This is a genomic window from Pseudomonas sp., assembly GCF_049590575.1.
Taxonomy (GTDB): domain Bacteria; phylum Pseudomonadota; class Gammaproteobacteria; order Pseudomonadales; family Pseudomonadaceae; genus Aquipseudomonas.
This window is the reverse complement of record NZ_JBAWDE010000381.1, coordinates 1-15,959: the sequence shown is the minus strand read 5'-3', so window position 1 is coordinate 15,959 and position 15,959 is coordinate 1. Positions and strand designations below refer to the sequence as shown.

General features: G+C 61.0%; 17 protein-coding genes. 6 read left to right on the top strand and 11 right to left on the bottom strand.

Annotation, left to right across the window (positions count from 1 at the left end; translation table 11 throughout):
* Window positions 1-171 precede the first annotated feature (171 nt).
* Window positions 172-1,371: a formaldehyde dehydrogenase, glutathione-independent gene (gene fdhA, locus WBR57_RS26365; RefSeq protein WP_122542237.1), complete on the top strand. Its 1,200-nt coding sequence runs from the start codon at window positions 172-174 to the stop codon at window positions 1,369-1,371.
* A gap of 36 nt (window positions 1,372-1,407) precedes the next feature.
* On the opposite strand, the gene WBR57_RS26360 is transcribed toward fdhA, so the two are convergent.
* The 6 genes from WBR57_RS26360 to WBR57_RS26335 all read right to left on the bottom strand — a co-directional run bounded on the left by WBR57_RS26360 (window position 1,408) and on the right by WBR57_RS26335 (window position 5,345).
* Window positions 1,408-1,776 carry a hypothetical protein gene (locus tag WBR57_RS26360; protein ID WP_424087965.1) on the bottom strand — a complete coding sequence of 123 codons (369 nt, stop codon included), beginning with the start codon at window positions 1,774-1,776 and terminating at the stop codon, window positions 1,408-1,410.
* The gene (locus tag WBR57_RS26355; RefSeq protein ID WP_424087963.1) at window positions 1,777-2,751 is read right to left on the bottom strand and encodes a hypothetical protein; all 975 of its coding nucleotides are present in this window, start codon (window positions 2,749-2,751) and stop codon (window positions 1,777-1,779) included.
* 217 nt (window positions 2,752-2,968) lie between these two features.
* Window positions 2,969-3,370, bottom strand: coding sequence for a hypothetical protein (locus WBR57_RS26350; protein WP_424087961.1), 402 nt, complete (start codon window positions 3,368-3,370; stop codon window positions 2,969-2,971).
* 139 nt (window positions 3,371-3,509) lie between these two features.
* Window positions 3,510-3,968 carry an anti-sigma factor domain-containing protein gene (locus WBR57_RS26345; protein ID WP_424087959.1) on the bottom strand — a complete coding sequence of 153 codons (459 nt, stop codon included), beginning with the start codon at window positions 3,966-3,968 and terminating at the stop codon, window positions 3,510-3,512.
* Window positions 3,969-4,044: 76 nt separating this feature from the next.
* Window positions 4,045-4,722, bottom strand: a complete 678-nt coding sequence (locus WBR57_RS26340) for an anti-sigma factor (RefSeq protein ID WP_424087957.1) — start codon at window positions 4,720-4,722, stop codon at window positions 4,045-4,047.
* Entirely contained in the window at window positions 4,719-5,345 is a 627-nt protein-coding gene (locus WBR57_RS26335) for a sigma-70 family RNA polymerase sigma factor (protein ID WP_424087955.1), read from the bottom strand. The genes WBR57_RS26340 and WBR57_RS26335 overlap by 4 nt, the downstream gene beginning before the upstream one ends.
* A gap of 150 nt (window positions 5,346-5,495) precedes the next feature.
* On the opposite strand from WBR57_RS26335, the gene WBR57_RS26330 reads away from it, so the two are divergent.
* The gene (locus WBR57_RS26330; RefSeq protein WP_424087953.1) at window positions 5,496-6,068 is read left to right on the top strand and encodes a DUF2780 domain-containing protein; all 573 of its coding nucleotides are present in this window, start codon (window positions 5,496-5,498) and stop codon (window positions 6,066-6,068) included.
* Here the strand turns inward: WBR57_RS26330 and WBR57_RS26325 are convergent.
* Window positions 6,065-6,952, bottom strand: coding sequence for an acyltransferase (locus WBR57_RS26325; RefSeq protein ID WP_424087951.1), 888 nt, complete (start codon window positions 6,950-6,952; stop codon window positions 6,065-6,067). The two genes, WBR57_RS26330 and WBR57_RS26325, sit on opposite strands and share 4 nt — an antisense overlap.
* A gap of 171 nt (window positions 6,953-7,123) precedes the next feature.
* Here WBR57_RS26325 and WBR57_RS26320 point away from each other — a divergent pair, with 171 nt between their 5' ends.
* The 4 genes from WBR57_RS26320 to creD are packed head-to-tail and all read left to right on the top strand — an operon-like array spanning window position 7,124 to window position 11,139.
* Window positions 7,124-7,624, top strand: a complete 501-nt coding sequence (locus WBR57_RS26320; RefSeq protein WP_122542249.1) for an ATP-dependent zinc protease — start codon at window positions 7,124-7,126, stop codon at window positions 7,622-7,624.
* Window positions 7,625-7,633: 9 nt separating this feature from the next.
* Window positions 7,634-8,302: a two-component system response regulator CreB gene (gene creB, locus WBR57_RS26315; protein ID WP_424087949.1), complete on the top strand. Its 669-nt coding sequence runs from the start codon at window positions 7,634-7,636 to the stop codon at window positions 8,300-8,302.
* A complete protein-coding gene (gene creC, locus WBR57_RS26310; protein WP_424087947.1) occupies window positions 8,302-9,741 on the top strand; it encodes a two-component system sensor histidine kinase CreC in 1,440 nt (479 codons plus the stop codon). Before creB ends, creC begins: the two co-directional genes overlap by 1 nt.
* Window positions 9,742-9,792: 51 nt before the next feature.
* Window positions 9,793-11,139, top strand: coding sequence for a cell envelope integrity protein CreD (creD, locus tag WBR57_RS26305; protein ID WP_424087945.1), 1,347 nt, complete (start codon window positions 9,793-9,795; stop codon window positions 11,137-11,139).
* Between the two features lie 201 nt (window positions 11,140-11,340).
* Here the strand turns inward: creD and WBR57_RS26300 are convergent, their stop codons facing one another.
* The 4 genes from WBR57_RS26300 to WBR57_RS26285 form a co-directional block, all read right to left on the bottom strand.
* The gene (locus tag WBR57_RS26300; RefSeq protein WP_424087943.1) at window positions 11,341-11,970 is read right to left on the bottom strand and encodes a glutathione S-transferase family protein; all 630 of its coding nucleotides are present in this window, start codon (window positions 11,968-11,970) and stop codon (window positions 11,341-11,343) included.
* Window positions 11,971-12,005: 35 nt separating this feature from the next.
* Window positions 12,006-12,182, bottom strand: coding sequence for a hypothetical protein (locus WBR57_RS26295; protein ID WP_424087941.1), 177 nt, complete (start codon window positions 12,180-12,182; stop codon window positions 12,006-12,008).
* Window positions 12,179-13,282 carry a PepSY-associated TM helix domain-containing protein gene (locus WBR57_RS26290; RefSeq protein WP_424087939.1) on the bottom strand — a complete coding sequence of 368 codons (1,104 nt, stop codon included), beginning with the start codon at window positions 13,280-13,282 and terminating at the stop codon, window positions 12,179-12,181. Before WBR57_RS26290 ends, WBR57_RS26295 begins: the two co-directional genes overlap by 4 nt.
* Before the next feature lie 62 nt (window positions 13,283-13,344).
* Complete coding sequence (locus WBR57_RS26285) at window positions 13,345-15,783, bottom strand: TonB-dependent siderophore receptor (protein ID WP_424087937.1); 2,439 nt, start codon at window positions 15,781-15,783, stop codon at window positions 13,345-13,347.
* Window positions 15,784-15,959 lie beyond the last annotated feature (176 nt).

The following is a 15,959-nucleotide window of genomic DNA, read 5'->3' as shown; positions in this document are numbered from 1 at the left end:
GGGGGCAAGCCCCCTCCCACCTTTGATATGTGAATGCAGTCAAATGTGGGAGGGGGCTTGCCCCCGATGAGGCCATCACCAACAACGCAATAACAGCATCTGTACCCGAGCACTTTACGCGCTGCCTGCCTGGGCAGCGCGGTTCCATAAAAACAACAGCGAGGTGAAAGCATGTCTGGTAATCGTGGTGTCGTGTATCTCGGCAGCGGCAAGGTCGAAGTACAGAAAATCGACTATCCCAAAATGCAGGACCCCCGCGGCAGGAAGATTGAGCACGGTGTCATCCTGCGCGTGGTCTCCACCAACATCTGCGGCTCCGACCAACACATGGTGCGCGGCCGCACCACCGCCCAGACCGGCCTGGTGCTCGGTCACGAGATCACCGGTGAAGTGATCGAGAAGGGCAGCGACGTCGAAAACCTGAAAATCGGCGACCTGGTCTCGGTGCCATTCAACGTCGCCTGCGGCCGCTGCCGTTCCTGCAAAGAACAACACACCGGCGTGTGCCTGACCGTCAACCCGGCCCGTGCCGGTGGCGCCTACGGCTATGTCGACATGGGCGACTGGACCGGCGGCCAGGCCGAGTACGTGCTGGTGCCCTATGCCGACTTCAACCTGCTGAAACTGCCGGACCGCGACAAGGCCATGGAGAAAATCCGCGACCTGACCTGCCTCTCCGACATCCTGCCGACGGGTTATCACGGCGCCGTCACCGCCGGGGTTGGCCCAGGCAGCACTGTGTACATCGCCGGTGCCGGCCCGGTCGGCCTGGCTGCTGCCGCTTCCGCTCGCCTGCTGGGCGCGGCGGTGGTGATCATCGGCGACGTCAATTCGATCCGCCTGGCCCACGCCAAGGCCCAGGGTTTTGAAGTGGTCGACCTGTCCACCGACACCCCGCTGCACGAACAGATCGCCGCGTTGCTGGGCGAGCCGGAAGTGGACTGCGCGGTTGACTGCGTGGGCTTCGAAGCCCGTGGCCACGGGCATGACGGCGCCAAGGCGGAAGCCCCGGCCACCGTGCTCAACTCACTGATGGGCGTGGTGCGCGTGGCGGGCAAGATCGGTATCCCGGGCCTTTACGTGACCGAAGACCCAGGCGCCGTCGACGCTGCCGCGAAAATGGGCAGCCTGAGCATTCGCTTCGGGTTGGGCTGGGCTAAATCTCACAGCTTCCACACTGGGCAAACCCCGGTGATGAAGTACAACCGCCAGCTGATGCAGGCGATCATGTGGGACCGCATTCACATTGCCGACATCGTCGGCGTCGAGGTAATCAGCCTGGATGACGCGCCACGTGGCTACGGCGAGTTCGACGCGGGTGTGCCGAAGAAGTTTGTGATTGACCCGCATAAGTTGTTTAGTGCGGCGTAGGTGAAAGATAAGGGCGACCCTGGGGTCGCCCTTGTTTTATAACCTTCCGGTCTGCACGAGCAGCCCGGTGATAGTTATGCCTATAAGCGCGAGGAAGGTAACGAGTGTGGGTATGACCATCCAATATTTGAGGTGACGTGGTATTTTTTCAACGTCTTCAACAAGCACCATACCCCGCCATTGAATGACTTTTGGGATGAGAATAACGGTTGCCATGGCAAATACGCGTTGAGGTCTTCCCTCAAAGTGAAAGTGACGAAACGTGTGCCGACATCCGACTATGTAAGTGCTGTATTGCATATAGCGCTCAGCGGCATCGAGTTTTTTGTACATGGCAGAAAAAACGATTGGGAAGCTTAGTAGCAAGAGTGCGCATGAGCCTACCGCAAAGTATTCCAAGTGCATTCAATCCTCCACTGTCTTGTAGAGAAATTCACCGACAGATTCACCCGCAATGCTTCCAATCGTGCCTGAGGCGAGACCACCTGCGGCACCGCCGAGGATGGCGCACGCTAAAGCTCCAGCACCGGCTGTCGGTATGCCGAAAGCTATCATGCAGGCACCAGTACCAATATAGGTGCCTGCAATAACGCCCGCCGATGCGCCGGCCACACCAATCACCAACTTGGATCCTTCCACATATTTAGCCTGCGTACACTCTTGCTCACGCCCTGTGGAGCACGCCTCGGTTATTTCCAGCGCCGTCGACCCTACATCCAGGGCAAGGCCAATATAAGTCCCTTTTTTCAATAGCTCCGCCGCTTTGGCTACACGCTTGACCGTCTCCTCATACCTGCGGATCTCCCCATGATGCCAATAGCTCTTAGTGGAAATCCCCAGCATTTTCTTGATTGAACCTTCATTCTTCAACCCCGTACCAAAACGCGCCATCCCTGAGAGTTGGGTATCGAGCCTCGCAAACAACGCCCTGCGCTTAACCAGAAACTCATTCCTCGCACTCGTGGTGCCATTCCTCAGGTACTGCCTATGCAGCTCATCGATTTCCTTGAGGGTGGCCTCGACTTGCGCCAGGTGTTTGCTCCAGGCGCTGCTGGCACTGCCAATGCCTAGTGAAGCATGGGCCATGATGGCCTGTAACTGATCGTAGTTTTTGGTCAGGAATTGATCAGTGGCGGAATGTGCGAACAAGGCATGTTTTATGTTCTGCGCGGAGCGCATCAACTGCGCTTCTTGGGTGGTGCATGACGCTGTGCGTGCATCTGGAATGATCACCAACTGCCCTGGCAGTACCACGACGTTACGAATGTGTTGGTTGAGAATGTCGAACTTGGTTTGTATCTGAGGGTTGAGCGAAAGGCTAAGTTTGAGCAGCGGATAAGGCTGCGGTCGCTCATTGATAAAAGCATAGGCTCCCTGCATAACGTGCACCTCCAGGACTGTGGCGCACGACTATAAGAAGGCGCTACAAGCGAGGTAAGACGCATGTAGGGGCGTTTTTAACGTTTCCGAAATGGACTACTTAAGTCCAGGCCTGTACCTACGATTGCAATCGCCGGCTGACACCCGAGTCGCCAAACCCGTGTCGCCATATGGACGACCGCCGAACTAGAAGCTGCATGGTTTATGCGGGCAAGATTCATTGATGCGTAAATGAACACTTGGCAATGTTTGCGTCTTCGCAGTACGTGCCTTTCCAGTCGGCGATCGGCACCAGGTTCCAATCCTCGATGGGTTTGAGTGTGACCGAAAAGCTCGCGTCGTTATTCATTGGCCCTTTGTAGGTGCAGGTGACGGCCTTGCTGGGCGCGTCGTAGCGAGCATCGTGAAACGTTGAATCGGTCAGGTACAACGCGCTGGCCAGCGGATTTTCACCTTCCCACGCGCGGCCATCGGGCCGTGATGCCTGGTAACGGTAACCGCCGCTGGCCAGCGCCGTTTGCTGGATGCTCTGGACTGGCGGGCAGGTGGAGGTTGCCGCGTGGGCCTCGTTCATCAGCGCCATCGCTGCGAACCCAGCTGCAAGCATTGAGCGTGGCATGGCTCACCTCCAGTGAGTCGTGGGTAGCGCTATGCTGCAGGTGATTTCCAATGCTTGGCTACTGTTAGAAGTGACAGTGCGTTAGGACGCGTCGCGATAAAACCAGCCTTTTTAATGCCGAATTTTAAAAAAGCTGGATTCAGCGATTTGCCAACGCGCCCTGATACACCGTCGGTCCGGTCGGCTGCTTGCTCGGCGAGCCGCCTTTGGTCTCCGAACTCACCAACAATTCCACAGGTTTGCTGATGGATGCCTGCTGGCGCGGGTTCAGGCCGATGATGCCTTTGCCGTCCTCCGGCAGCAGCCCCAGGGACACCGGTTTGCCACCTTCGGGCATGGCCCACAATTCAAGGCTCTGGTCAGGTGCCGGGGCAGCGGTGGCGATAGGCTGCACTTCGAGGTAATCCTTGTGCGCCATGATCTGCGCGGCCGGCTGCTGGGTGATGGTCACCAGGGTGGCGGCGGATTTGACGTTGTCCTGGGTGTAGAACGCGCCCGCGAGGCCGGCGACTACGGCGACGCACACGCCGACAAACACGCGCGGGCGGCTCCAGAACGGGGGCTTGGGCTCAATCACTGTGGGGCGTGTCGCGCTCATGGGGTTATTCCTGACAGGGCTTCAAGTCCTGTCATGGACCCTGGTTTGCGCGATGGGTTCCTGGGCCCATCGTCGCTCAAAGTGATGCCAATTGGCCCTGATACAGCACCGGTCCGGTCGGTTGGCCGGTCGGCGAACCGCCGCGCGGCTCCAGGGTTACCGCGAGGGTGAGTGGCGCGGTGAGCAAGGCTTGCTGTGCTTCGCTCAGCTGAATCCGGCCCTTGCCGGCAGACGGCACCACGCCCAGGGAAATCGGTTTGCCGCCGGCTGGGATGGCCCACAACTCAAGGTCACGTGCCGCTTCCACGGCCGCCAGGGTCAACGGCTCGATTTGCAGGTGATCGGCAAACGCCTTGACCTGCAACGCCGGTTGCTGGTTGGCCGCGACCAGTGTGGCGTTGTATTCCACGCCGATGTCGCGCTGGTACAGCACGCCCACCAGCATCGCGACGACCACCGCGCAGGCGGCGGCCAGAACGCGAAACTGCTTCCAGAGCGGTTTCTTGGCCGGCAGATGCAGCACTTGCGGTTCGATCCGCGCCTGGATGCCTTGCCACAGATGCTCGGGCACCGGGCGCTCGGGCAGGGCGCCGGTCAGTCTGGCCAGGGCTGTTTGCCAATGGCCGAGCTCCACGCGCAGTGCGGGATCGTCCAGCAGCAGGGCATCAAATCGCCGACGGGCAGTGGCGGGCATCAGGCCGATGGCGTAGTCGGCGGCCAGGGCGCGGCGCAGGGCGGTGGTCTGGTAGTTCATGATTCGAGGCACCTGCGCAGGCGCTCCATGCCACGGCGAATCCAGGATTTGACCGAGCCCAGGGGCGCCGCCAGTTGCTCGGCCAACTCCGAGCACGACAGGCCCTGGAAGTAAGCCACGCTGATCGATTGGCGCTGCATGCCATCGAGGCTGTCCAGGCAGCGGTTCAGCGCGCGGGCGTCGCGTTCGCTGTCGAGTTGCTCGTCGGCGCCGGGGCTGTCATCGAGCAGGGCGTCCTGCTGGCCGTCGGCCAGGGGCTGTTCGCGGTGTTTGCGCAGTTGGTCGATGGCTAGGTTGCGGGTGATGTTCACCATCCAGGTCATCGGCGCCGACAGGTGGGCTTCGTAGCGCGAGGCGTTGTACCAGATACGCACGAAGGCTTCCTGCAATACCTCTTCGGCCAGGTCAGAGCGCCCCATGAATCGAAACGCAACGCCGTGCAACTTCGGCGATACACTGCGATAAAGGCTCTCGAACGCCTGGCGATTGCCCAGCGCACATTGGGCCAGCAACGGCCGCAAGGGGTCAGCATCGTGGATCGAAATAGGGCTTCTCCAAGCACTCGAACGAGGGCGACGGGACTGCGCACGGTAGGCAAAGGGTAGTTCAGCTTGTGCGTTCATTCCATCCAGCTCCGGGCGGTGCATGCTGGATATACGCGCGAGGCGGTGATTTGGACGCAGTGTTTTCCGAAACGATTGGCGGGCAGGAACATTCCCTTGTGGCGGCCAGTCAAACGCCTGCTTTTACCCCTACACCCAGAGGTTGTTTCGATGAAGATTTCACGCGGTTTCGCCCTTTCCTGCCTGATGACCCTGGCGGCCGGCCCGGTCTTCGCCGCAGGTTTCAGCCTTGGCGATGCGGCCAATGCCATCTCGGGCATGCAGGGTGGCAACAACAAAGCCGCTGCCGCCGCACCGTCGTCCGAGACGGCCGGCCTGCTGAGCGCATTGACCTCGCAACTCAACATCACCCCTGAACAAGCGGTCGGCGGCACGGGCGCCATGCTCGGCCTGGCCAAGAATAAGCTGAGTGGTAACGATTATTCGCAACTGGGCAAAAGCGTGCCCGGCCTGGATCAACTCTCGGGGAGCAATTCCCTGGGCAGCCTCGGGGCCTTGAGCGGGATGCTCGGCCAGAGCGGCGGCAGCAAGACCTCTGGCCTGGACGGCCTGCTGGGTAACGTGAAGAACACCAATGACCTCAACACCGCGTTCAGCGCCTTGGGCATGGACAGCGGCATGGTCAGCCAGTTTGCCCCGGTAATCCTGCAATACCTGGGCGGCCAGGGCGCCAACAGTTCGGTGCTGGGTAAACTGGCCCAGGCCTGGGGCACCGGCGGCTAACTACGTTCTGCGCGCAGCTGTTCGATGCGCGCATCCTTCTCGGTCCAGAGCTGGTTGACCCAGTTCTGGACGGTCTGGCGAAACGCCGGATCGTTCTCGTAATCCCCTTGCCACAACGCCGGGTCCAGCTCGCGGGTCTGGATATCAATGATCACTTTGGGCACCGTGCCGCTGATCAAATCCCAGAAGCCCGGAATCTTTTGCTGCGGATAGACGACCGTCACGTCGAGCACCGCGTCCAGTTGCTCACCCATCGCCGCCAGCACAAACGCCACGCCACCGGCCTTGGGCTTGAGCAGGCGGGTGAATGGTGACGCCTGCTGCAGTCGTTTACCTTCGGTGAACCGCGTGCCTTCCAGGTAATTGACCACCGTCACCGGCTGGCGCTTGAACAGCTCGCAGGCCTCCTTGGTGATCTTCAAATCCTGCCCCGCCAGCTCCGGGTGCTTGGCCAGGAACGCCTTGGTGTAGCGCTTCATGAACGGGTAATCCAGCGCCCACCAGGCCAGGCCCAGGAACGGCACCCAGATCAGTTCCTTTTTCAGGAAGAATTTGAAGAATGGCGTGCGGCGGTTGAGGGCCTGGATCAGCGCCGGGATATCCACCCAGGATTGGTGGTTACTGATCACCAGGTAGCTGGTGTCGCCGCGCAGGTCGCCGCCGCCACGGATGTCCCACTGGGTCGGGATGCACAGCGCAAAGATCAGCTTGTCGATCTCGGCCCAGGTCTCGGCGATCCACATCACCGCCCACGAGGCGTAGTCCCGATAGCGACCGGGGGCCACCAGCTTGAGCAGGGCAAACACCATCAGCGGCCCGATCAGGACCAGCGTGTTGAGCAACAGCAGCAGTGAAACGAAACAGCCGGTGAGCAGGCGGCGCATAAGTAACTCTTGGAAACGTGTGGGCGGGCCATCATAAAAGAGCGGCGTCCAGAGGCCAAATCGCAAATGCCCGTACGAATGTTTCACAATGTGCCTGCTAGGGTTGAGAACTAACTAAGCACGGGTTTTGCGGTCTAGAATCCGCCTACTTCTTTCCGAGGAAATCGCTTCGTGAAACTGCTCCTTGCCTCCCTCGCCCTGGCGGCGCTGCCGGTCATGGCCGCCGAACCGACTCTCTACGGTCGCTACGAATACATTCAATTGCCGGAGATCGGCGAAACCTTCAAGGCCAAGATGGACACCGGCGCGCTGACCGCCTCGCTGTCGGCCCGTGACATCGAGACCTTTACCCGCGACGGCGACGACTGGGTGCGCTTCCGCCTCGGCGGCAAAGACGCCACCAACAAAGTCTACGAGCACAAAGTGTCGCGCATCAGCAAGATCAAAAGCCGCGCCGACGAAGACGATGACAAGGACGAAGCCACTGTGGCCAAGCGCCCGGTGATCGACCTGGAAATGTGCCTGGGTGACGTCAAGCGCACCGTCGAGGTCAACCTCACCGACCGCAGCAGCTTCAACTACCCGTTGCTGATCGGCGCCAAGGCCCTGCGTGAATTCGGCGCTGCGGTGAACCCGGCCCGCCGTTACACTGCGGACAAACCGGACTGCTGACGGACCACCATGGCGCATATCCTGATTGTCGAAGATGAAGCGGCGATAGCCGACACGTTGATTTTCGCCCTGCAAGGCGAGGGCTTCGCCACCACTTGGCTGAGCCTCGGCCAGGAGGCGCTGGCCCATCAGCGCCAGACCCCCGCTGACTTGATCATCCTCGACATCGGCCTGCCGGATATCAGTGGCTTTGAAACCTGCAAGCAGCTGCGCCGTTTCAGTGAAGTGCCGGTGATGTTCCTCAGCGCGCGGGATGGCGAGATCGACCGCGTGGTGGGCCTGGAAATCGGCGCCGACGACTACGTGGTCAAGCCGTTCAGCCCACGGGAAGTGGCAGCGCGGGTGCGCGCGATCCTCAAGCGTGTGGGGCCCGGCGTGGCGCCCGCGCTCTTCCAGGTCGACCTGGAGCGCATGCAGATCAGCTATCGCGGCCAACCCCTGAGCCTTACGCGCCATGAATTCCGCCTGCTGCAAAGCCTGCTGGAGCAACCCGAGCGGGTGTTCAGTCGCGAGCAGTTGCTGGATGCGGTGGGCGTGGCGGCGGATGCGGGCTACGAGCGCAATATCGACAGCCATATCAAAAGTCTGCGCAGCAAATTGCGCAGCGTGGCGGCGGACGCCGAGCCGATCCAGACCCATCGCGGCCTCGGCTACAGCTATAGCCCGAGCCACGGCTGATGCGCCTGGGGCTACGGATTTTCCTGGTGTATGCGCTGTTTATCGGCCTGACCGGTTACTTTGTGCTCAGCACCGTGATGAAGGAAATCCGCCCCGGCGTGCGCCAGTCCACCGAAGAAACCCTGGTGGACACCGCCAACTTGCTGGCCGAAGTGCTGCGGCTGGACGTCAAAAATCACACCCTCGGCCAGAGCCACTGGCCCGAATTGCTCAAGGCCTACGGCAGTCGCCAGCCGGGTGCGACCATCTGGGGCCTGCCGAAGAATCAGGTCAACCATCGTATCTACGTGACCGACGCCAAGGGCATCGTACTGCTCGACTCCACAGGCGCGGCGGTGGGCCAGGATTACTCCAAGTGGAACGACGTGTACCTGACCCTGCGTGGCGAATACGGCGCGCGCTCCACCCGCAGCGACGTTGACGACGCCACCTCGTCGGTGATGCACGTGGGCGCGCCGATCCGTGACAACGGCCAGATCATCGGCGTGGTCACGGTGGCCAAGCCCAACAGCTCGTTGCAGCCGTATGTCGATCGCACCGAGCGGCGCCTGCTCTGGTATGGCGCCGGGTTGGTCAGCCTCGGCTTGTTGCTCGGCGCGCTGTTGTCATGGTGGCTGAGCGTGGCCCTGCACCGGCTGACGGCTTACGCACAGGCGGTCAGCGAGGGCCGGCGTGCCGAGTTGCCGCATTACCGTGGCGGTGAACTCAAGCAGCTGTCGACCGCCGTGGAACACATGCGCACGCAGCTGGAGGGCAAGGCCTACGTCGAGCAGTACGTGCACACCCTGACCCACGAGCTTAAAAGCCCGCTGGCGGCAATTCGCGGCGCGGCGGAGCTGTTGCAGGGCGATATGAGCCACGAGCAGCAGCAGCGCTTTGTGGGCAATATCGACAGCGAAAGCGCACGCCTGCAGCAGTTGATCGAGCGCCTGCTGAACCTGGCGCAAGTCGAACAGCGTCAGGGCCTGGAAGAGCAGGTCAGCATGCCATTGGCCGCGTTGGTCGAGGACGTACTCAAGGCCCAGTGCGCACGCATCGAAGGCGCCGGCTTGCAGGTCGAGCAGACGATTGGCGCGCAGGTCAAGGTGTTCGGCGAGCCTTTCCTGCTGCGGCAGGCCCTGGGCAATCTGCTGGAAAATGCCCTGGACTTCACCCCGCCCGACGGCGTGTTGCGCTTCAGCGCAGAGGCCCAGCACAACGAGGTAACAGTCAGCCTGTTTAACCAGGCGGCGCCGATTCCCGACTATGCCTTGCCGCGTTTGAGCGAGCGTTTCTATTCGCTGCCGCGCCCGGCCAGCGGACGCAAAAGCACCGGCCTGGGCCTCAATTTTGTCGAGGAAGTGATGAAGCTGCACGGCGGCGCATTGCAGATCGGCAACGTTCAAGGTGGCGTGCAAGTGGTGCTGCATCTCCACACAGTCTCCACATTGCCCACATAAATCCCCCACACGCGCGCCTCACTCTCTGCCCATCAAACCAGGGAGACACCTATGAACCGCAGCCTGTTTTTCAAACTTGGCGCTATTGCGCTGCTGATCCTGCTGTTGCTGATTCCGTTGCTGATGATCAACGGCGTCATTGCTGACCGCCAATACACGCGCGACCAGGTGCTGAGCGACATCGCCCGCAGCTCCAGCTACGCCCAGCGCCTGACAGGCCCGGTGATGGTGGTGCCGTATCGCAAGACCGTGCGCGAGTGGAAGCTCAACGAAAAGCTCAATAAACGCTACGAAGAAACCCGTGAAGAGCGCGGTCGTCTGTATTTCCTGCCGGAGCGTTTTGAACTCGACGGCAAGGTGCAGACCGAGCTGCGTGCACGCGGCATTTACCAGGCGCGGCTGTTCCATGCCGACAACCGCATCAGTGGGCGTTTCGAGCTGCCTGCGCAGATGGGCATCAGCGAAAACTTTGCCGATTACCGCTTTGAACCGGCGTTTCTGGCGGTGGGCATCAGCGATATTCGCGGCATCGAAAATGCGCTGAAGCTGGAGCTGGGCGATCAGCACCTGGAGTTCTCACCGGGCTCCCAGGTGGACTGGTTGGGGGAGGGCGTACACGTAGCGCTGCCGGAGCAGGACAGCAACAAGCCGGCTGTTTTTGATTTCGCTTTCGACCTGCGCCTGCAAGGCACCGAGCAACTGCAAGTGGTGCCGGTGGGCAAGACCAGCCAGGTCTCGCTGGCCTCCAACTGGCCGCATCCGAGCTTTATCGGCAACTTCCTGCCGGTTCAACGTGAGGTTACCGACACAGGTTTTACCGCCAACTGGCAGACCACGTTCTTCTCCACCAACCTCGAACAGGCCCTGCAAACCTGCCTCGACCGGCAGGTCTGCGATGACTTTAACAACCGCAGCTTCGGCGTGAATTTCATCGACCCGGTGGACCAGTACCTCAAGAGCGACCGTGCGATCAAATATGCGCTACTGTTTATCGCCCTGACATTTGCCGGCTTCTTTCTGTTCGAAGTGCTGAAGAACCTGGCGGTGCACCCGATTCAATATGCCTTGGTGGGCTTTGCATTGGCATTCTTCTACTTGCTGCTGTTGTCGCTCTCCGAGCACCTGGGCTTTGCGCTGGCTTACCTGATATCGGCAAGTGCCTGCGTGTTGTTGATCGGTTTCTACGTGTGCCACGTGCTGCGCAGCGTCGCCCATGGCCTGGGCTTTTCGGCGGGGTTGGCAGCCTTGTACGGCTTGTTGTACGGGCTGTTGAGCGCCGAGGACTACGCGCTGCTGATGGGCTCGCTGTTGCTGTTCGGCCTGCTGGGCACGGTAATGGTGCTGACCCGTAAGTTGGACTGGTACGGCGTGGGCAAGCGCAAGGGGGTTGAGCAATGATCGGCTTGCGGGAGGACCATCAGCTAAGGGCGCAATTGGTCGCGAGTATGGCCGCATTCCTCAATTCCACCGCAGGCCAATGTGGGAGCGGGCTTGCCCGCGATGCAGGCACCTCGGTAGGTCAGTTGCACCGCAGTGATGCTATCGCAGGCAAGCCAGCTCCCACACAAGCCCGCTCCCACAGGGGAGAGACGGTAAACGTTAGGCCGGGGGCTGGGTTTCCAGCATCGATGGCCGCTGGCTGACCTCGGCGTACCAGGCCGCAAGCTGTGGGTTGGCCGAGCGCCATTGCATATCCGGGTGGCGGAAGTCGAGGTAACCCAGGGCGCAGGCCACGCTGATCGAAGCGATGTCGAAGCGGCTGGTCAGTTCGGCGATGGCGTCCTGTTCCAGCTCGGCGAGGGTGCGACGGATCTTGTTGCGCTGTTCGTCGAGCCACGGAGCCCAGTGTTTTTCCACCGGGCGCAGGGCCGACTCGTAACGCACCAGCACCGCGGCATCCATGATGCCGTCGGCCATCGAGGCCAGGGTCAGGCGCCGCCAGCGGGCCGAGCCGTCGCGGGGGATCAGTGGGTTGCCGACGTGCTGGTAGTCGAAGTAATCAAGGATCACCCGGCTGTCGTGCAGCACCGTGCCATCGGCCAGGCGCAGGGCCGGGATCTTGCCCACGGGGTTGCCTTGCACCAGTTGTGCATCGGGGTTGACCGGTGTCGGCATGCAGGCTTGCAGGGCCACGCGATCCTGCTGGCCGGTCTCGATCAGCAGCACGCGGACTTTGCGAACAAACGGTGAAGCGGGGTTGTGAAACAAGGTCAGGCTGGGAACAGACATGGACAAACCTCCAGAAAGGGCCGGGCTAATCTATCTCAACGCTTGACCAACGCCCAAGCACCCATTGCCGCCGGGATGCCCAACCCCACCCAACTCAACGAATCCCACGCGTCATCCCCCAGCAGCGCAGCAAACAATCCGGCCGCGCTGAGCAGGCCAATGCCCAGCGGAATGCCAAATACTTTCCAGAAATTCGACTGACGCGGCTTCATGCCTTGGCCGCCTTGCGTCGCACCATCCACAGGTAAACGCCACTGCCCAAGACAATGATGGTCAGCACATCCAGCACCGCCCACAGGATCTTCATCGGCATGCCGCCGTAGTCGCCAAAGTGCAGCGGCTGGGACATGCCCATGGCGTCCATGTACCACGGCCGTTCGGCGATGGCGGTGACGGCCAGGGTGCTGGCGTCGATCAGCACCGGCGTGAGCAGGTGCGAGGTCAGGTGGGTGCTGCCTTTCATGAACACCGCATAGTGATGCTCGCTGGAAAAGCGTGTACCGGGAAAGGCGATAAAGTCCGGCTGCATGCCGGGCGCAGCCTTGGCGGCAATGCTCAGCAGCTCGGTGGCCGGCGCGCGTTGGGTCAGCGGCGGTGCATTTTTGTAGGGCTCGATCATCGCGCTGAGGCTGTCCTGGCGCCAGGCGGCGATGATCAGGTCGGCACAGGCGCTGATCACCCCGGTCACACCCACCACCAGCGCCCAGGTCAAGGTGACCACGCCGATCAGGTTATGCAGGTCGAGCCAACGCAGTCGCGTGGATTTGTCGCGGCGCACGGTGGCGAACTTCAGCCGGCGCATAAACGGCAAGTACAGCACCGTGCCCGAGACAATCGCCAGCACAAACAGAACGCCCATGAACGCCAGCAGCAACTTGCCCGGCAGCCCGGCGAACATATCCACATGCAGGCGCAGCAGGAACAGGGTGAAGCCGCCATTCGCCGACGGCATTTCCACCGCATCGCCGGTGCGCGCATCCAGCATGAAGGTATGCGACGAGTTGGGCTCGGTGCCGGCGGTGGCGGCCATGATCGCGATCACGCCGTTCTTGTCGTCCTCGTCCCACGCCAGGTATTGCATGGCCTCGCCGGGGCGATGGGCTTGCGCCTTGGCGATCAGCTGCTCGAGGTTCAACTGCGGCGTATCGGCAGGCATCTGCGCCAGTTCAGGCTCGTTGCCCAGCAAGTGGTCGATCTCGTGGTGAAACACCAACGGCAGCCCGGTGAGGGCCAGCATCAGCAGGAATACCGTGCAGATCAGGCTGGTCCAGGTGTGGATGAAGGACCAGCGGCGGATGGTTTTGCTTTTCATCACGGCTCCAAAGGCAAAAGGGCCGCGGTTCAGGCGGCCCTCCATAAGCGGTTTTTACCGTCTTAGAATTTGTAGTTCACGCTGGCAACCACGTTACGCTGGTCGCCGTAGTAGCAATAAAAACCGTCGCAAGTGGACAGGTAGTCCTTATTGAAGATGTTCTTGGCATCGACCGCTACTGTCACACCCTTCATGGAGCGGTTCAGGCGGCCAAGGTCGTAATGCACCGAAGCGTCGTAAACGGTGTAGGAGCCCACGTGACCAAGGTCTGTGTTGGTGGCGTTGCCATAGGTATCGCCAACGTAGCGTACCCCCGCGCCGACCCCGAAACCATCCAGCGGGCCGCTGCGCCAGGTGTAGTCGGCCCAGCCTGTGGCTTGGTTGCGTGGCAGCTGATTCATACGATTGCCTTCCTCGCCGGTTGCGCCCTTGGTGATTTCGCTGTCGTTATAGGTATAGGAACCTACCAGCTTCAGGCTTTCGGTGACGTCGGCGCTGGCTTCCAGTTCCAGGCCGCGAACGCGCACTTCACCGACTTGCCGGGTGATGCTGCCCTCGGTCACTGAGGAGTTCTGTTGCGTAAGGTCGAATACCGCAGCCGTGAACAGGGCTTTGGTGCCCGGCGGTTGATATTTGATGCCCGCCTCGTACTGTTTGCCTTCTGTCGGTTTGAATGCCCCGGTGGTCCCGACTTGGGTGCCGGAGCCTGCCTGGAATGATTCGGCATAGGACAAGTAGGGCGTGAAACCGTTATCGAACACATAGCTGAGTGCGGCGTTGCCACTGAAGTGCTTATCGCGCTGGGTATTAGTGGCGTCATTCGCGTTGTGGAAAGTGGTGCCGGTATGCACCCAGTCTTCCCGCCCGCCGAGCGTCAGGCGCCAGTTGTCCAGGGCCATCTGGTCTTGGACATACAGGCCGGTTTGCTGGGTCTTCTGGGTATAGTCGTACATGGTGAAATACTGGACGTTGGAGAAGTCCTGCCCATACACCGGACGATTGAAGTTGATGGTCGGCACACCCGCCGAACCCCACAACCAGCGTGCGTCGCTGGTGGAGCGCTGGTGATCAAGGCCCAGTAACAGCGTGTGGCTCACAGCGCCGGTCTGGAAGTCGGCCTGGAAGTTATTGTCCACAGCGAACTGGCCGATGTTTTCATCCACTTTGCCTGCCGAGCGGCTCACGTTGCCGTCGGCGTCAACGGCGACTTCAGGGCCGTTCGGGAAGAATGCACCACCGGCGGTGATGCCCTGGAACGACAGGTCGTTCTTGGTGTAGCGCAGGTTCTGATGGAACTGCCAGGTATCGTTCAAGCGGGTTTCGAAGGCATAGCCCAACGCGTAGTAGGTGCGGTCGTAGAATTCCCAGTCCGGATCCCCCAGGTTTTTGTGATGGGAGATCTTGCCCGCTGGCGAGCTCAGCTTGGTGCCTTGCAATGGCAGGAATTGCCCAGTGATGCCGGTATCGTCACGGGTGAACTGGGTGAGCAGCGTCAGTTTGGTGTCGTCGTTGATATTCCAGGTCAGGCTGGGGGCGATGTTGTAGCGCTTGTCCGGGATGTGGTCCACCGGAGTATTGCTGTCGCGTACCACGCCGCTGACGCGGTAGAGGAACTGGCCCTCGTCGTCGATTTTGCCGGTGCTGTCGAAGTTGATCTGCTTGTGGTTGTTGCTGCCAGCCTGCACTTCGATTTCATTCGAGCTTTCAGCCTGGGGGCGGCGGCTGACCATGTCCAGCAAGCCGCCTGGAGGCGTTTGCCCATAGACCGACGAAGCCGGGCCGCGCAGGACGGCGATGCGCTCAAGGTTCCAGGTGTCGATCTTCGGTGTGGCGTAGTTGCCCTTTGGCAATGGCAGACCATCGAGGAACTGAGTCGGGACAAAACCACGCACCAGCAACCAATCACTGCGCGAATCGGAGCCGTAGCCAGAGCTCTGCACGCCAGCGGTATAGCGCAGCGCATCGTTGAGGTTGAGAACCGAGCGGTCTTCCATTTGCTTGCGCGTGATCACCGTGACTGAACGGGGTAGTTCGGCAATCGGTGTATCTGTCTTGGTGCCTGCGGCAGTGCGAGTTGCGACGTAACCATCCACCGGGCCCCATGCGCTTTCATAGCTGCCTTGGCCGGTGATGTTGGTTTCGGGCAGGGCGACAACGCCGTCCGGAACCGCCACCAACGTAAACGTCCCCGCGCTGCTCTGCTCCAACTGCAACCCGGTGCCCCGTAACGCCTCACGCAGTGCGCCCTGGGCATCGAACTGGCCCTGGACCGGCGCCGAGGTCTTGCCCGAGGCCAGCGATGGGTTGAGGGTCAGCGCCAGGCCGGCCTGGCTGGCGATCTGGTTCAGGGTGCTGGCCAGCGGTGCGGCGGGCAGGTTGTAGGCGCGCACGCTGGAAGCCTGCTCAGCGGCGATCAGCGCGGTGCTGGCCAGCGGGGCGCTGAGGGCAATGGCCATGGCTAACAGGCTGGGGCGCAACAGGGTGTCTAGCGTGCGGGACATAGGGGGCTCCTGAATAGAAGTAATTCGCAATTGCCTATGTGCCGAACGAGATTTGAAAAGTGATAGGGCTGGATGAAAATATTTTTTATTTGGGACCCTGCGGTGTTCATGAGGGCGTCATCGCAGGCAAGCCAGCTCCCACATTTTGATCTGTGAATACCTTCAAAGGTGGGAGC

Excerpts from the sequence above, each read along its gene's own strand:
- fdhA (WP_122542237.1), top strand. The coding sequence starts at position 172 with ATGTCTGGTAATCGTGGTGTCGTGTATCTCGGCAGCGGCAAGGTCGAA.
- WBR57_RS26295 (WP_424087941.1), bottom strand. The coding sequence starts at position 12,182 with ATGAAGCCGCGTCAGTCGAATTTCTGGAAAGTATTTGGCATTCCGCTG.
- WBR57_RS26300 (WP_424087943.1), bottom strand. The coding sequence starts at position 11,970 with ATGTCTGTTCCCAGCCTGACCTTGTTTCACAACCCCGCTTCACCGTTT.
- WBR57_RS26335 (WP_424087955.1), bottom strand. The coding sequence starts at position 5,345 with ATGAACGCACAAGCTGAACTACCCTTTGCCTACCGTGCGCAGTCCCGT.
- WBR57_RS26350 (WP_424087961.1), bottom strand. The coding sequence starts at position 3,370 with ATGCCACGCTCAATGCTTGCAGCTGGGTTCGCAGCGATGGCGCTGATG.
- WBR57_RS26360 (WP_424087965.1), bottom strand. The coding sequence starts at position 1,776 with ATGCACTTGGAATACTTTGCGGTAGGCTCATGCGCACTCTTGCTACTA.
- WBR57_RS26355 (WP_424087963.1), bottom strand. The coding sequence starts at position 2,751 with ATGCAGGGAGCCTATGCTTTTATCAATGAGCGACCGCAGCCTTATCCG.
- creD (WP_424087945.1), top strand. The coding sequence starts at position 9,793 with ATGAACCGCAGCCTGTTTTTCAAACTTGGCGCTATTGCGCTGCTGATC.
- WBR57_RS26330 (WP_424087953.1), top strand. The coding sequence starts at position 5,496 with ATGAAGATTTCACGCGGTTTCGCCCTTTCCTGCCTGATGACCCTGGCG.
- creC (WP_424087947.1), top strand. The coding sequence starts at position 8,302 with ATGCGCCTGGGGCTACGGATTTTCCTGGTGTATGCGCTGTTTATCGGC.
- WBR57_RS26345 (WP_424087959.1), bottom strand. The coding sequence starts at position 3,968 with ATGAGCGCGACACGCCCCACAGTGATTGAGCCCAAGCCCCCGTTCTGG.
- WBR57_RS26290 (WP_424087939.1), bottom strand. The coding sequence starts at position 13,282 with ATGAAAAGCAAAACCATCCGCCGCTGGTCCTTCATCCACACCTGGACC.
- WBR57_RS26285 (WP_424087937.1), bottom strand. The coding sequence starts at position 15,783 with ATGTCCCGCACGCTAGACACCCTGTTGCGCCCCAGCCTGTTAGCCATG.
- creB (WP_424087949.1), top strand. The coding sequence starts at position 7,634 with ATGGCGCATATCCTGATTGTCGAAGATGAAGCGGCGATAGCCGACACG.
- WBR57_RS26325 (WP_424087951.1), bottom strand. The coding sequence starts at position 6,952 with ATGCGCCGCCTGCTCACCGGCTGTTTCGTTTCACTGCTGCTGTTGCTC.
- WBR57_RS26340 (WP_424087957.1), bottom strand. The coding sequence starts at position 4,722 with ATGAACTACCAGACCACCGCCCTGCGCCGCGCCCTGGCCGCCGACTAC.